We start from the raw sequence: 15987 nt of genomic DNA, 5'->3' as shown, positions 1-15987 counted from the left end.
TCAAATAGAGAGGATAAGTTCTTTATGTTCTTTAGCCCAAACTACTAAAGCATCTCCTTGATGTGGTAGGTCTAATTTGTTGATGATATTGGAGCGATGCTTTTCTACCGTTCTATTAGAAATACTTAAAGATTCTCCTATTTCTTTTGACGTTTTTCCGGAAGCTACCATCCTCACAATCGTACGTTCAGAAGGAGATAAAAACTTCATTTTTTCAATTTCAGGGGCAATCTCATTGGTTAGAATTTCGTTGAACGATTTACTGAAATAAGACTCTCCTTTGCTTACTTTTTGGATACAATTATGCAGTTCAATAAAGGGTTCATCTTTTAAGATATATCCTGAAATATTAAGCTTTTGTGCCTTGAGAACAAAGCTCTTTTCCTTAAAAGAGGTTAGGATGATGAATTTGGTATTGGGACTTTCTTCCTGACATTTTTGTATGATTTCGAACCCAGAAAGTAGAGGTAATTCTATGTCCAATATTGCAATTGAAGGCTTTAAATCGATGATTCGGTCTAACGCCTGAGCACCATTTTCAGCTTCAGCCACCACATTGTAATCATAACTTTTCAACTCATCAATCAGCCCTTTAAGTAGTATAGGGTGATCATCAACGACAACAATGGTTAAATTTTGAATCATTTATATGGGCAATTTAGCAATGATAGTCGTGCCTTTTCCAACGATACTTTGAATGGATAATGTTCCTTTCATGATTCGAATGCGTTCTGACATGGTTTTCATACCGAGACTCTTCATTTGTAATTCCGAGACATCTTTAAAGCCGCATCCATTGTCCTTTATCAAAGTTTTAATTGCACTTTCTCTTAAGCTAACACTTACTTCTAGCGTCGTGGCTTTTGCATGCTTGATTACATTGCTGACAGACTCTTGAATGAATCGATAGAAATTGAGCGTTTTCTCTTCGTCCATTTCATGATCTATATTGTCAATATTCACTAAAAAAAATATGCTGGTTTCTTCATCTAATTCATAGAGTAGCTGTTCAATACTTTCTGATAAACCCAATTGCCTCAAAGAGGAAGGGTACAGAGCTCTTGAAATGTCTCTGGCTTCTTCTAACGCTGCATTTGCTAATGAAGAAAGTTCATTTTGATTTTCATTTTGTGCTTTTTTCTTGATTAGTGTAAGCTGTTGTCCAATGCTGTCGTGAAGTTCCTTAGCAATACGGGTGCGTTCTTCTTCTTGAGCTTCGATAAGACCTGCAGAAAATTTCTCTTGAGATTTCTTTTGCTTCTTGAAATTACTTCTGGAACGGACCACCAAGATAAAAGCGAACAAAACGATCAATCCAGTAGAGCCGAACAAAATCCATTGGTCTTTGATTTTATCCGTTGCGGCTAGTAATGCAATATCACTTTCCTGTTTTTTAATTATCAGGTCTCTTTTCTCTGTTTCGTGACTTGTCTCCATATTGAGAAGCGCACTGGCTTCTTCATCTCTAAATAGTGTTTCTTTATCTACTGTATATAAATGAAGATAACGATAAGCCATTTTAAAGTTTTCCAATTTGAAATACAGGTTTGATAGTTCCAAGATAGCATCCAGATAAAATGGGCTTGATTTCCTATGTGCTTTTTGATTCAAAGACTCTTCAATCAAAGCAATAGCTTCTTTCAGATTTCCTCTTTTCTTTTTGATTAGACCAAGCTTGAAAATTCCCGCCTGAATGGATCCAGCATTTTGTACTCTCTTGGCTAGAGAAATAGATAGAGAGGTATATTTCTCAGCTATATCCATTTCATTTCTTTTGCTATGCCACTCAGCAAAATTTAAAAATGGATGCATTAGCAATACGGAATCATTGATTTGAATGGCTAAATCATTCGCACTATCTAAATATGCTTTTGCAAGAGCTTGTGAGGTTTGCGCTGTATCATGCATATAGGTCTCAGAAAGGTTGCCATAGTTTGTTACTTTTCCTCTTAGATCATTGGTTTTTGAAAAATAATCTTGCGAGAGCATCCAATACTTTCTTGCTGTAGAAAACTGATTTCTATCGAAGTACGCACCACCAATGGATCGATAAACCTTGCCTACTTTACTCCATTTTTCGTTATCCTTGAAATTTCTTAACGCTCTCATCAGATAACTTCCTTCTTCTGGCCTTTGTGTCATTAGACCATACGCAATATGATGGTAAATCTCATAGCAGAGTTCCGCTACTTCAAGCGAATCTGTTGATAGCGATAAGTTTTTTTTTAAGCTATCTAATCGACTTGTTTCTTGAGCTAATTGATCATGTGAATTCCCTAGTGAAGGAAAAATGGAGGTAATAAGGAGAATGCCGATCGAAAAGAGTCGTTTCATGGTTATCGATCTTGTGGAGAATGATGTTGTTAAATTAATGCTAATTTCAAGATAAAATATAATTATACTAACACTAGTAGCCCCTGTTATACCGAAGCAAACAAATTGAAATTATGGGATATTATTCTAGTCAAAACTAAAACACTACTTCCATAGTGTATCTATTTAGATAAAAGTGATGTATGGATTGGGTACGAATACTATTAGGTGCCCTTAGATTGTCAATGTTCAAATCAATGTGTCATTTTTAAACGGAAGAATCAGGAGAATCGTAACAATTTTCATCCCATTTTCATTGAAAAGATAAAGGTGATACCATTGTTTTCAAATTTATATAAATAGCATTCAAAGACCGATATCATTCACTCAGCTACCATTCGTATTTATTGAACGAATAATCAATAATGATAAGCATCAAGTGGTTTAATTATGCGTTCATATATCATACAGATACTCATAAATAAAAATGATAAAATATGAATGAAAATCGATTAAGACAGCTGAAATTGATGGTGGGACAAATTATTCTAATCCACCTTTCGTCCGGAACTTCAATATGTGGTGCTTACCGCGGCAACTACGACGATCAAAACCTCGAGTTCGATTTCGAGAATCACCGGAGCAATGAAATTGAAAAAGTTAGATTAACGGAAATAGGATCTCTGATTACCTGATAGTCAATACTAAAGTTGAGTTAAAGAGGCATTTGGGATATGAGTGAAGGGCTAGTTTTTACTGGGAAATAGAGCTGGCGATATTTCCGAATATGGATAATATCGCCAAGCCTATTAGTCTGATAAACGGTTTTGTATATGAAAAGTAGGAAATTAAATTCCTTATATACCTTGGTATATATCGACTTTTATTGAATTGCTTTTAATATGTAGTTAGGTATCATTTCATTAGGAGGTGTTGATTTTCCATAAATTGCATATGAGTTATAGTTACCTCCAGTAAATACTGTAATCATATCTAATTCTGGCCAAATGCTTATCTTTTGCCCACCATTTCCTGTAGCCAAATAAGAATTATATTGTTTGCCATCAACTATAAAATATTTATGCTTCCATAAGTAACCAAAACTTCTTTCTTCTCCACTAAATGTTTTATCTACCCACTCTTTGGAAATAATTTGTTTTCCATCCCACTTTCCATCATCCATATACATTTTGGCCAATCGCATTAAATCTCTTGGCGTAATATACATTTGATTAAATGTTGCTTTACTATTAGGGTTTGGTTCAAAAGTCCAATCATAATTAGTTATTCCCATAGGTTCAAAGAAATAATTCTTAGCAAACACTTCAATTTTTTCATTTGTTGTTAGTTCTACCAAACGACCGATCGTAGTTGAACAGCCAGTACAATAGGATGAAACTTCTCCAGGCTCTGCTATCATTGGTAAGTCAAGCGTAAATTTTACCCAATCTTGGCTTTCCATCATAATCGATTCGTTTCCTTCGCTTTTGGGGTTACTATCTTCACAGTCCATCCCGTGTCGATAGGTTAATAAATCTTCAATCGTAATTTCTTTTTTTCTTTCATCCATATTTTTAATGTCTTCATATTCAGTATTAAAAAATGGAATTAATTTTTCTTTTTCGCTTTTAATAAAACCTTTGTCAATGGCAATTCCAAAGATTCCACCTATAAAACATTTGCTGGCAGACCTTAATTGATGTGGTTTGTCTTTATCATAACCGTAGAAATATTCTTCGAGCACTAGCTCACTATTTTTATAGATAAGTATACTATGCACATCCGGGTATTCACCTTTAATAGTTTCCTTAACCATATTCAGAATTGGTTCTGGATTCTTAAATGCATCTTCTAAGGCTCCAGCTTTGAGTCCATCATTTACTTCTTCAGGTTGCTTGTATCTATAATTGTCCGGATTATGAAAAAGAGCTCTTCTTGGAAACATTTCCATTTTTTGAAACTCTTTACTAATCAAATTAAATTTTTCTCCGCCAGCTTTATAGCCTGAGATGTTATTGTCTTTATTCCTTTGAAAAACTACCGGGCTATTTTGAATATTGACAAAACTATCTAGCTTAATGTGTTTTAATGGATATTTTGCATTATCTATAACCGCGTAAAGGGTAGTGTCCATTTCAGAAGCAACAATATCTAGGGTAGTTTCATTGATGTATTCATACTTCCCTTCATAATCAAGAAGTTTTTCATATGGAGATTTTTCTTTTTGTGATGAACATCCAATTAAGAATGGAATTAAAAAAAGTATTTTTTTCATTTTTTTGGTTCTCTTTAAAGAAGTGATTTTGATAGTATTATTACTGTTTCCAACTTGGGGATAACTACTTAATTACAATTCTACCATATTGGTATAACTCTCCTGTACCATTCCTAACATAATAGTATAAGTATATACCATTTTTCAAATTCTGCAATTGAGACGTAATATTTCTTAAGTTCTTAGAGTGAAGAACTCTTTGTCCAAGCTGATTATGGATTACTACTTCATCTTGTTCTATTTCTATTCCACGAAATAAGTCTAATGAGTAGTTACGATCAAACATGTAATTCACAACCCGCGACTCGTTTCCTTTTGATCCTAAACTATCTATCAGGTCATTCCCATCGCTTGAAAAAGATGAGCCTGCTAAATTTGTCTCCTCCATACTATTAAATAGCCAAGCATAAATTGATGTAGGGCTTGCAGGGTCAAAAGCGGAAATCAACGACTGATTATGGCTTTCACCTATGTAATTCACAAAGGAAGTCTCTCCAGTAGCTGTATTCGCAGCTATATCGTTGTAAAGATTCAAAACATTCGTATATGAATGTTCTTCGTCGGCATCTGAATGTCCAATTAGGATTTTAGGGTTCAGTAAACCAATATTTTGTGAGATATTAGGTAAAGTGCTTGCACGAGCTCCTACAATACCAATACCGGCATACCTGTTAGGATTATTTTCCGGATCAAGTACACGAGCATAAATAGCCGACGCTCCTTCATCAAAACCTGTTATGTAGATTCCTTCTTCATTATAATCTTTTTCTATTTGATCATAAAGAGCATTTACCTTCCCTCTAAAGAAGCCACTACCTGCTGCTGTTTGTGGAGTGATGACAATAAAACATTGATTAACGCCATCGACATCAAAGCAAAAGTTTTTACCCTCTTGAGTAATGTGATATAAAGGGCCTTCATTGTAAACAAGGCCCAAGCTATAACCCTCCACATCTTCCGAAGGAAGATAAATGAGAACCGGATAAGTCAATGCCGGATCATAACCCTGAGGTAGGTATTCAACATAAGGGACAGACTTTTTATCTGTGATTTTCTCGGTAATTTGCCCTATCAAAGATTCAGATTGGATAGTCACGGTCATGGTATCGGTATCCATTAGCCCATCCGAATCAATCACCTTAAAGGAAAATTCAAAAAAGCCTGCTTGTAAACCGGTTAATGTCAAAGAACTAGAGGTTGCTCCGAATAAAGTAAGAGATGGGCCACTAATTTGCGTCCAGGCATAACCAGCTATTGAACCATCAAGATCATCACCCATCCCGGATATTATCAATGAATCTTGTGGTAAAGTGATTTCAATATCCGAACCTGCATCTGCTACTGGAGGTAATAGTATCACACTATTATCTCCAAACAACCATTCGTAAATGGATCCATTATTTGTTGGATCAAAAGCAGTTTGGAGAGACTGCTCGTGATTAGCTCCTTGATAGCTAGCAAAAAGTGTATCCGAAGTAGTCATAGTAGACCTTATTCCATTGTAATAATCGAGTGCTTCGGTGGATGAACGATCATCGTCATTGGTTCCATGGCCGATAAGTATCTTCAGGTCTAACAAGCCAATGTTCTGAGCTGAATTAGTCGTGGTAGCAGGCTTAGCACCTACCACAGCTACACCCGCATATCGATTGACACTATTTTCAGGGTCTAGCAATCGTGAGTAAATGGCTGTGCCGCCTTCATCAAAACCAGTCAGGTAAACACGGCCAGGTCTATTATAGTCACTTAGTATTTGATCATAAATAGCATTCACCTTCCCTCGAAAAAAGCCGCTTCCAGCTTCCACCTGAGGAGAGATGACTATGAAGCACTCTTGGTTCCCATCAATAGTGAAGCAAAAGTCTTTCTTCTCCTGAGTGATGTGATACATCGGGCCTTCTTGCTTAATCATGTCTAGATTATCGCCGGCAACATCTTTGGAATGAAAATATATCAATACAGGATATTCAGCAGATGAGTCATAAGAAGGAGGGAGGTATTCCAGGTAGCGTACATTTTTTTTATCTGTTACTTTCTCATTTACTTGTCCTAATAAAGCATCTGATTCTGACAACACGATTACCTCCATCGTATCAGCATCCATTAATCCGTGTTCGTCAGTTACTTCAAAAGCAAAAGAGAAGCTCCCAGCTGTTAAGTTGGAAACAGTCAAATCTTCAGAATCAGTTCCTGATAAAGTAGCTGCGGTACCAGCGACTTGTCTCCATTCAAAGGTTACAGGACCACCATCAGGATCATTACCAGCACCTACAAGAACAATAGAATCTTGTGGTAACGAGATAGTAACATCAGTACCCGCATTAGCTATTGGAGGCTGATTTATAGTAGAATCTGATGAGTCGCCAAGCGTATGGCTTAAGAGCCATTCATAAACATTAAGACCATTCTGAATATCAGTTGGCGAAAAGGCTCGTTGTGGAGTGCCATTATGACTTAAACCATCATAGGCAACAAACTGGAGGTCTGCTGTAGGCACAGGGTCTACGCAGTTTTTGATTCTGTTAAACGAAGCTTCCCCACCAGGAAATTTCACTCTACTTTGATCATCTCTACTGTGGTATGCTCTGACATTGATTTTCCTTGCAGAAACTCTGCATCCTTGTTCATCCGTGCTAATGCCATTTGCTGCGACAGGAACGATGGCTGCTAGCTCGTGATTATACTTACTATCTGTAGTGCTTGCATACTTGTATACCCCAATGCCGCCCAAGCTATGTCCTGCCAGATATATGCGATCGGTATCTACTCGGTACTTGGTAATCGCAAAATCTATTACAGCATTGACAACTCCTGCTCCCCAGCTACCAACCGATTTACTTAATTGAGGTGAAATAACAATGAAGCATTTCTCCACGCCATCTACATCATAGCATAGATCTAGGTTGTCTTCAATAAAATTTGGTATTCCCAAGTGAGCTGTTTTATATAACTCAGTATTTCCATTGCCTCTTTCACCTTGCCCATGTAAAAAGACGATCAAAGGAAGCTCCTCATTGTGATCCTCATAGTTTGCTGGTAAGTATTCTAAATATCCACTAGCGTTTGCATTCGGTAGAGAATCTGGCTTAGCAGTTTGGACAATAATATCATCGTTAGAAGTGATGGAAGATCGTGGTATTTGTGAGTATCCACTGAAAGCAAGTGAGATTAAAAACAGAATAAGTAGATGTTTCATGACATAGCGTTTTAAAATTTTAATAATTTGATTCTTTGGTTGAAATAGTTTAATCCATACAAGCTCATATTTGGTACAATGAGAAGATTGAATAATCCGCAAAAAGTGAAAATATTTTTAAAAAATCGACCGTTTGTATACAGCCGTACCTGTTTTAATGGAGAATCTCATGCAGAAATTGGAGCTCAGATTACCGTATGTTTCCTCTTAAAAGCTAATAACAAGTGGCCTATTTAGGCTCACCTCTTCTTCTTATATAAGGTTAAAAACAGAACTAAAATTATTGCGACTAAACCTAGCGTAATACGATTATTAGATCTACGGCTGTAGATAGAGGAATCATTACCAATCTGAACCAATGATGCCCAATAATATGGATTAGCTGAAAGGTTGTCGGATGTAGATAAATAAGTAAGTTTCGCTTCTCTTAATGCTTCAGATTTAGGTTTTCCATTAGTAATGTTCATGTAGAAGCTGGTCATTAAAGTAGGAGTGATATTATCGGAAAGCTCCCACTGACTTATTATAAGGCTTTTAGCTCCTGCGTAAGCGAAAGCTCTACCCATACTCATTATACCTTCGCCATTGGCGAGTTTTCCTGTGCCAGTGTTACATGCACTCAGAACTACTAAATCGGCGTTCAATTCAGTATTGTACAATTCAAATGCATGTAAATTATTATCTTCTATACTGTCTTTGCTCTGCGAGAAAAGAAGTTTCGAGTTCATTGGGTTTTCGTTATCAATCTCTCCGTGCAGAGCTAAATGCAGAATGCCAAAATCTTTGGCTTTCATCTTAAAATTTTTCTCGCTCGCAAATGAACCATAGAAGTATTCTCCATCTATGATCTCCGAAATTGATCGTATTTCCTGCCTTGTTCCCGGCAAATCCTTTTTTGAAATATCTCGAAATTGCATGGAGCTTCCGGTATTTACATCTTGGGAATTATTATATGAGAATGCCAGACAAGCGCTATTTGAACTCAATGACTTATTGTCAACTGTCAATAAATTAATAGAGTTTACATAATTAATCGTGTGGGTTTTAATTAGATATTTGCATAAACTGAAATCCTTTTTTTTAGTTTTTTCTGTTAATAATAAGTCGAAGTTGAGATACCAAAGAGTTCCATCTGGGACAATAGTTAACTTTGGCTTTAATATTTTCAAAGGAGCTATCAACTTATCATGAAATTCAATTGCCAATGAGCTATAGGTATTAAAATCATTGACTTTCAGGCTTTTATATAAATTCTCAATTTTGAGAGTCAAGCTATCAATTTTTGATAATCGCTCTACCTCAAACTGGTTCTGAGTGATTTTGAAGGCAAAAATTGCGCTATCGCCAATAAAGTACTCAACAATAGTAGTATTATGATCCAATTCTTGTTGGACCTCAAGTACAGTTACTTGCTCAGTATGGTATTTTAGTTCATAGTATTTAGGAAATTCTTTTTCGAGACTAGTGGTCAGCTTTTCTTTTTCGCGCTTGATTCTAAATATTTTTTCTCTTATCTGGACTAGGGTTATTGTATCATAACCATCTTCTTTCATTATCTCAAACAACTCCTTTGATTTGTAGAAAGCCAAATCAATTTTCAGCTCTCTTTCTTTGGAAAGTAGGCTATCAGGAATATTTAGAAATTTCTGCCCATTCAATCTTGATATCTGCTCATACAAAATACTTGCCTTATTCTCTTCTACGAAAGCAAAGGCCGCATGTAGATATTTTTGATCCTGTGTTTCAAAATAATGATTTACTGTAGTTTCGACTGCCTTCTTTAGTGTTGTACGGGCTAGTTCAGTTTGTACCACTTGATCGGATTCAACTAATTGTTTTCTTCTGAGATCATTCGTTAGCTTGCTAAACAATTTGTATGTCTCAATAGAGAAGTTTTTGTTTTTGAGTCCATTCATTAATGTCATTGCTTCAGCCTTTAAGGACAAAGACCTTAGTAAATGAATTGGACTGTAATAATCTTTTAGTTTTGGGTTCTCATAAATATTTGAATAAGAAGTAAAAGTTGAATCATTGGCAGCAATAGCTTTCTGAATATATTCTATACCTTTTTTAATATCTTTTTTCCTGATGAAGATATCGCCAAGGCTATTGTATGATTCAGATACATATGGGCTTGAGTCGCCGAAAGTTTCTTTTCTGATTTTTAATGCTTTCAAGGAAAAACTCAAGGCTAGATCGTACTCTCTTTTTTGTAAATAGATTTCACTTAAATTATTGTAAGTATCTGCTAATAGTGGATCATTTTCGCTCAATTTTTCCTGACGGATTTTGAGTGCGGCTTCTTCGTATTCTATGGCAAGTCGATAATGGCCAAGTTCCTTATGGATAATTCCAAGGTTGTTGAAATAGACGGCAGAATTGAGGTTTTTTTCATTAAAAATTTCTTCATTAAGTGAAAGAGCTTTTTCAAAATAATTCAATGCAAGATTAAGATCACCTCTTTGCCAATGGGTGAGGCCAATATTATTAATAGAATAAAGTATGTAGGGGTGTTTTTGGCCAACTTTTTCTTTGAATATGGTAAGTGCTCGTTGAAAATGCTCAGAAGCAAGTTCATAACTACCTGTTTGGAGAAACACCATGCCTAAATTGTTGTAACCACCTGCTGTGTAAAGATGATCATCGCCGAATAATTCATTTTGAATATCAAACGCTTTTTGAAAAGCTTCCATAGCAGATATACTATTTCCTTTGGTACTTAAGACGAGACCTTTAGCTGTATATGAAAAGGATAAATATAAAAGTCCGTTCTCAGTGCTTTTTTGAATCTCAATTGCTTTATCGTAAAACTCGATACCTTTTTCAAGGTCGGATTCGCCGTAGACTTTGATATTCCCCATAACGCAATAAGCATAGGCTTCACCCAGATTATTTATGCCTAATGTCTGTATACTTTCAGAAACAATTTTCTTCGCTAACTCCCAAGCCTCATCATACTTTCTCATCTTTCTGAAACTACGGGCTGCTTTACCTATACTTAAAAAATGATCTTCCCAGCGAGCTGCTTGTTTATATTCTTTTGCTGCGAGGTTAAACCAGAACAATGAACTATCATATTTGGCTTGCGTGAGAAATGAATCTGCCTTTGCGAAATATGAATGAGCTTTTAAAGTATCTGCTTCCTGAGAGAAAACGCTGAAATTGATAAAAAAAAGAAGAGTGGACAGGAGTACTGTTTTCATATAGCTGAATTATGAAATCAAGATACAACCAATAAATAACGGTTTGATTGGTTCACCTATCTGATTTTGTTTTAATGAAAACGATCAGGAAAGAATTTGAAATTGAATGATTGAAAAAACAGATTCCCCAAATATGAGAATCTGTTTTAACTGGCAATACTACTCGCATAAATATTCTGCTATAACTGTAAAATCCTTGCTGCAAGAATTTACCCCATTTGTCAATAAGGATACTGTAAAAGAACCAGAAGTCCACAGTTTTCTTTGTGGAATAACAGAAATTGACTGTTGTTGGGGATTGGTGTTTACTGCTATATATGCATCACCAGACACACTCCATGAATAACTACTGGAAGGAGGTGCTGTTAGGTGATAAACACCGGAACAGTACCCATCATCTGGGTTAGTTTGGGTAATATAACATCCCAATAGCCTAATACCTGCTTCATCTTCCAAAACGGGTTGTATCTCTTCTTGAGAATCACAAGCAACAAAAGTGAGAATTATTGCAAAAAGGGAATAAGAAAATAGCTTTTTCATAGCTTCGTAAAAATTAGTTGTGCTTACTCTTTTAAGGTTTTTCAGCTTACACCTGTAACCCTTAGAGTATTTTTTGTCGAAAACGTAATCACTATCATGTTCTTTTTTTCTATCCCCAGATATAATTATGCCATTATATGAAATACGATTTGTTTTAAACTTGCAGTTAAAGTTTACCGATGAAAGGAGAATCTTTTAAAAATGAGGAGATCGTTCAGATTATTCAAAACGGTAATAAACATGAAAAGAGCAGAGTTCTGGCCTATCTGTATAAGCTTCATTATCCAAAAATTAGCAAATACATCCGTAACAACCGTGGAGATGAAGCTGAGGCAAAAGACGTATTTCAAGATGGTTTACTCGTTCTCTATAATCAGATAGAGGATGGGAAATTTGAAGGCAGGTCGTCGGTGGGTACGTATTTATTTACGATTGTTAAAAACTTCTGGAGAGCTGAGTGTAAGAGAAAGCAGAAGGTTTTGAACATTCCAATTGAAGAAAATCATTTGATGGAAAATCAAACCATTGAAGATCTATTTTCATCACAAGAAGATGTGAGGAAATTGGATATGCTTTTTGGCAAACTAGGAAAAGGATGCAAGGATCTGCTTACATCCTTCTTTTATCATGAACAAAAAGTCTCTGAGATAAAAGAAAAGCTTTCGCTCGGCAGTGACCAGGCTGTGAGAACGAAAAAATTCAGGTGTCTACAGAAGCTTACAGCTATCTTTAAGGAAAGTAAAATCACAAAAGATCAGTTTTCGATAGAGTATTGATGGACATCTCAGACGAAGAAATAGTAAAATATCTTTCGAAAGAAATGACTCGCGATGAGAGGCAATCTTTTGAAGAAAACAGTCGTCAAAATGAAGCATTAGCCAATAGAATAGCCGAATACAAAAAATCTATAAGAGCAGTAAGGAATTCTGGAATTCGAAATGAAATGGACGAAATCCATTCTGATATGACCTACTCGAAAAAAAGAAATAGATATGTTTTATCAGGAATTGCAGCGTCTATTTTGATTCTTATGACTATATATATTCTGTTCTGGAATAAACCCTCTCCAGATAAACTTTACACTATCTATTTCGAACCTTACCCCAATCTTGAATTAGTGATTAGAGGAGAGGAGGATCCAGTTCAATTAGCTTTAAATCAATACAGTTTAGGCAACTATCCAGAGACTATTCACCTGCTATCTTCCATTGAAGATGATTTCAAAGCTTCTTTTTATCTAGCTATCTCCTATATGATGGTGGATGATCATACATCAGCAATTCAGATTTTTGAAACTTTCCCTGAATCCAGTATTTACGAACAACAAATAAATTGGTATATTGGACTTACCTACCTAAAGCAACAGCAATTTGCCGGGGCAATTAGCTCTTTTGAAAAAATTCAAGCAGATGAATATAAGTATAAAGAAGCACGAGAAATACTTGATGTTGTTAGAAAATAAATATCTGTTTTAAAATTCAAATAAGCTTTTTAAATGTTTGTCACAAACTGTGAACTCTTCATTGACGCGTTTACTCAAAACGTGCACCAAAAGAGGATGGAAATTCAGGCCTTAAACTCATACCTTAGCTGATGAGAAACTAACTACTATTCATGGACGAGAATGAAAAAGAAGCCCTTTCAGAAGTGGGGAAAGTAGCGCTAGCTAAAACAGCAAAAAGACCGAAGAAGAAGAAAAGGAGGTTCATTTGGATTTTGGTACTTATTCTCGTTTTTGGTGGTGGGTCTTGGTTAGTTCTCAAATTTGTAAGTCCAAATAGCGGAGGGCCTAGGTTAAACCCCTTGAACCTTGTTCCATCGGACGCATTCTTCATATTGGAAACAGAAGAGCCTTACAGCGTGTGGAGCAAACTAGCCGAAACGCAAATTTGGAAAACACTCTCCAAAGATGAAGATTGGAAAGCCTATGGCAGCCTAATGGAAGAAATTGAAGGCACATTATCCTCTTTCAATAGCATCCTGGACATTATAGATGATCGTTCGATCTTCATTTCAGGACATCTTTATCATCGAGGAAGCTACGACTATCTTTTCGTGTTTGATATGGAAGGAGTGGGGGTCTTAAGATCCTGGTTAAGCTCCAGCGACAATTTGACGAAACGTACATTTCAAGGGTTTACCATTTATGAAAAACTTGAGCGTGACTCAAAACAGACACTCTATTTCACTTTCATAGATAATTACTTTGTAGGATCTTATACACATAAACTGGTAGAGCAATCAATAGCAGGTCATCAGGAAGCTAAACTCACCAGATCATTTGACTTTATTGAAGTTCAAAAAAAGACCATAGGAGAAGGGGTAGTCAGACTATTTCTTAATTATGAAACACTCTATCCGTATTTAGTTTCCAGCTTAGGTACTGAGTATACCGAAGTAATGAAAGAGAATTTACCACTCTTTCACAGTGGATTTTTCTTTGATGTAGAAGAATCAATATTACTACTTGAAGGGTACTCTAACTATAACGATACACTTGCTACCTATCTAAAAATATTTGAAACATCCGGTACAGGTGGAGTAGATATCGCTAAAGTACTTCCAGCCAACACTTCCATTTATTTCAGTTTAGGATTTGATCGATTTAGTGAATTTTATGATGTATTGGACAAGCAACTGCGAGAAGACCCACTTTATGGGGAAGAATATGCTCTATACACTAAAAAAACAGAGAAATTTTTAAATATCGACCTGAAGGAAGATGTTGCTTCCTGGATCGATGATGAAGTAGCCGTAGTACAAATTGAGCCAGAGGACAATTCATCTAAAATCGCCTTGATCATTAAGGCAAAAGATGATGATCTGGCAAAAGAAAAGATGAATTTTCTAAGCAAGCAGGTCAGAAAGAAAACACCAGTAAAATTTAAAACAGTCAACTACAAAGGCTATGAAATCAATTTCATGTCTGTGAAAGGCTTCTTCAACCTCCTTCTTGGAAAGCTCTTTAATTACTTTGACCGGCCTTACTATACCGTCATTAATCAATATGTGATTTTTTCAAATGAACCCAAGGTCCTTAGGCAATTCATTGACTCCTATCTATCTGAAAACACGCTCAATCAAAGTATATCCTATCAGAGCTTTATGAGACAACTAGGTGAAAAACATAGTGCTTTACTGTACTTGCAACTTCCTGAATTGGTCAATGCAGATGTTGGTGGCATGTTGGATGAGGCGACCATAAAACTTCTACAAAAGAGAAGGAACGTAATTCAAGATTTTCCGCAAATTGCCTTTAGCATGTATCCTTCAGGTGATGTTTATCAGACCAGAGCATTAATTTCTATTGATAACATGCTGTTTCCAGAACTAAGAGAAACAGAGTTCACGGTAGTTGCTGACACTATCAATTATGATTCCTTATTGATAGAAGTGACAGAAGAGCAAATAGATATCACTGCCATTGATATCGAACTAGAAGACTTGGCTGCTAAAAGCCAGACAGATGAGTACGACAATGGACTCCCGAAATATGAAGTAAGCATTAAAAATGGTCAGAAACACGGTAATTATTTCGAGTATTTTCCCACCGGTGAATTAAAGATTAAAGGAAAGTACAAAAATGACCTGATGGCGGGTACCTGGAAGTACTATGATGAGCAAGGAAACCTTGTCAAGAGGGAGAGGTATCGGGATGGGGAGTTAGTAGATTAGTACTGGAGTCACGTATAGCTATAGAGAGAGAAGTGGCAATGCATGTGGGGTAGAGTACCACTATCCCCTTTTTAATTACCTTTAACCTTGAACATCAATTAAGCTAAATGAACAATCAGTCGAACCGAGGTAACAAAACTTTACTAATTATTTTGGTTATTATTTTGTTAATAGGGAGTGCTCTAGGGATATGGTATTGGGGCATTTATAAGCCAGAACAAGAAGCAAAGGAAAAAGCACGTCTCGAGCAAGTTGCAAAGCAGGAGGCAGAGCAAAAAAGAAAAGAACAAGAAGCACAGAAAAAAATCAACTACGACGAGTTGATAGAAAATGCAGATACAGAATTCGAACAAGAGAATTGGGAAACTGCCTATTCTCTTTACTCTGATGCATCATCCCTTTTTCCAAATCAACAATATCCGCAAGATCAGTTGGCATTAGTCAACGCTGAATTGGATGAAAAAGCAGCATTAGAGGCGAAAAGAGCAGCCGGAATAGTCGAAACAGTTTCATCACTTACTGGACGTTTCTACATTATCATATCTAGTAGTGTTGATGGTGATTTAGCCATGGATTATGCCAGTAAATTGTCTAAAGAAGGAAATAATGTGAAGATCATAGAACCTGATGCGACGACTAATAAGCTATTTCATCGTGTCTCCGTTGGTGATTATGATACTTGGGACCAAGCCGTGAATGCTTCCACATCATTCACAAACTACGGAAGTGAAATTTGGGTGTTGAAGTATTAGTCCTTTACTTGAGATTTATCTTACAATGATTGT

The 15987-nt window shown here is 36.1% G+C and carries 10 protein-coding genes; 4 read left to right on the top strand and 6 right to left on the bottom strand.

The genetic code is table 11. From position 1 onward, the window contains the following. From ABJQ32_01175 to ABJQ32_01150, 6 genes are all read right to left on the bottom strand, one after another. Complete coding sequence (locus ABJQ32_01175; GenBank protein MEP5288227.1) at window positions 1-645, bottom strand: response regulator transcription factor; 645 nt, start codon at window positions 643-645, stop codon at window positions 1-3. Continuing rightward, window positions 646-2334 (bottom strand): sensor histidine kinase, encoded by a 1689-nt coding sequence (locus ABJQ32_01170; GenBank protein ID MEP5288226.1) that lies wholly within the window; start codon window positions 2332-2334, stop codon window positions 646-648. It lies immediately after the preceding gene. 862 nt (window positions 2335-3196) lie between these two features. After that, window positions 3197-4588 (bottom strand): serine hydrolase, encoded by a 1392-nt coding sequence (locus tag ABJQ32_01165; GenBank protein ID MEP5288225.1) that lies wholly within the window; start codon window positions 4586-4588, stop codon window positions 3197-3199. Window positions 4589-4652: 64 nt separating this feature from the next. After that, window positions 4653-7784 (bottom strand): hypothetical protein, encoded by a 3132-nt coding sequence (locus ABJQ32_01160; GenBank protein MEP5288224.1) that lies wholly within the window; start codon window positions 7782-7784, stop codon window positions 4653-4655. A gap of 239 nt (window positions 7785-8023) precedes the next feature. Further along, complete coding sequence (locus tag ABJQ32_01155) at window positions 8024-10987, bottom strand: CHAT domain-containing tetratricopeptide repeat protein (GenBank protein MEP5288223.1); 2964 nt, start codon at window positions 10985-10987, stop codon at window positions 8024-8026. A gap of 159 nt (window positions 10988-11146) precedes the next feature. Beyond that, window positions 11147-11527 carry a hypothetical protein gene (locus tag ABJQ32_01150; GenBank protein ID MEP5288222.1) on the bottom strand — a complete coding sequence of 127 codons (381 nt, stop codon included), beginning with the start codon at window positions 11525-11527 and terminating at the stop codon, window positions 11147-11149. Between the two features lie 179 nt (window positions 11528-11706). Here ABJQ32_01150 and ABJQ32_01145 point away from each other — a divergent pair, with 179 nt between their 5' ends. The 4 genes from ABJQ32_01145 to ABJQ32_01130 all read left to right on the top strand — a co-directional run bounded on the left by ABJQ32_01145 (window position 11707) and on the right by ABJQ32_01130 (window position 15954). Further along, window positions 11707-12303 (top strand): sigma-70 family RNA polymerase sigma factor, encoded by a 597-nt coding sequence (locus ABJQ32_01145; protein ID MEP5288221.1) that lies wholly within the window; start codon window positions 11707-11709, stop codon window positions 12301-12303. Next, window positions 12303-12989 carry a hypothetical protein gene (locus tag ABJQ32_01140; protein MEP5288220.1) on the top strand — a complete coding sequence of 229 codons (687 nt, stop codon included), beginning with the start codon at window positions 12303-12305 and terminating at the stop codon, window positions 12987-12989. Before ABJQ32_01145 ends, ABJQ32_01140 begins: the two co-directional genes overlap by 1 nt. A gap of 152 nt (window positions 12990-13141) precedes the next feature. After that, the gene (locus ABJQ32_01135; GenBank protein ID MEP5288219.1) at window positions 13142-15202 is read left to right on the top strand and encodes a DUF3352 domain-containing protein; all 2061 of its coding nucleotides are present in this window, start codon (window positions 13142-13144) and stop codon (window positions 15200-15202) included. A 107-nt stretch (window positions 15203-15309) separates the two neighbouring features. Beyond that, window positions 15310-15954, top strand: a complete 645-nt coding sequence (locus ABJQ32_01130) for an SPOR domain-containing protein (GenBank protein MEP5288218.1) — start codon at window positions 15310-15312, stop codon at window positions 15952-15954. The last annotated feature ends 33 nt before the right edge of the window (window positions 15955-15987 follow it).

It is taken from the genome of Marinobacter alexandrii (assembly GCA_039984955.1).
GTDB lineage: Bacteria > Bacteroidota > Bacteroidia > Cytophagales > Cyclobacteriaceae > Ekhidna.
This window is presented reverse-complemented; position numbering and strand designations above follow the sequence as displayed.

Coding starts and splice junctions, on each gene's coding strand:
- ABJQ32_01175 (MEP5288227.1), bottom strand. CDS start 645: ATGATTCAAAATTTAACCATTGTTGTCGTTGATGATCACCCTATACTA.
- ABJQ32_01170 (MEP5288226.1), bottom strand. CDS start 2,334: ATGAAACGACTCTTTTCGATCGGCATTCTCCTTATTACCTCCATTTTT.
- ABJQ32_01165 (MEP5288225.1), bottom strand. CDS start 4,588: ATGAAAAAAATACTTTTTTTAATTCCATTCTTAATTGGATGTTCATCA.
- ABJQ32_01160 (MEP5288224.1), bottom strand. CDS start 7,784: ATGAAACATCTACTTATTCTGTTTTTAATCTCACTTGCTTTCAGTGGA.
- ABJQ32_01155 (MEP5288223.1), bottom strand. CDS start 10,987: ATGAAAACAGTACTCCTGTCCACTCTTCTTTTTTTTATCAATTTCAGC.
- ABJQ32_01150 (MEP5288222.1), bottom strand. CDS start 11,527: ATGAAAAAGCTATTTTCTTATTCCCTTTTTGCAATAATTCTCACTTTT.
- ABJQ32_01145 (MEP5288221.1), top strand. CDS start 11,707: ATGAAAGGAGAATCTTTTAAAAATGAGGAGATCGTTCAGATTATTCAA.
- ABJQ32_01140 (MEP5288220.1), top strand. CDS start 12,303: ATGGACATCTCAGACGAAGAAATAGTAAAATATCTTTCGAAAGAAATG.
- ABJQ32_01135 (MEP5288219.1), top strand. CDS start 13,142: ATGGACGAGAATGAAAAAGAAGCCCTTTCAGAAGTGGGGAAAGTAGCG.
- ABJQ32_01130 (MEP5288218.1), top strand. CDS start 15,310: ATGAACAATCAGTCGAACCGAGGTAACAAAACTTTACTAATTATTTTG.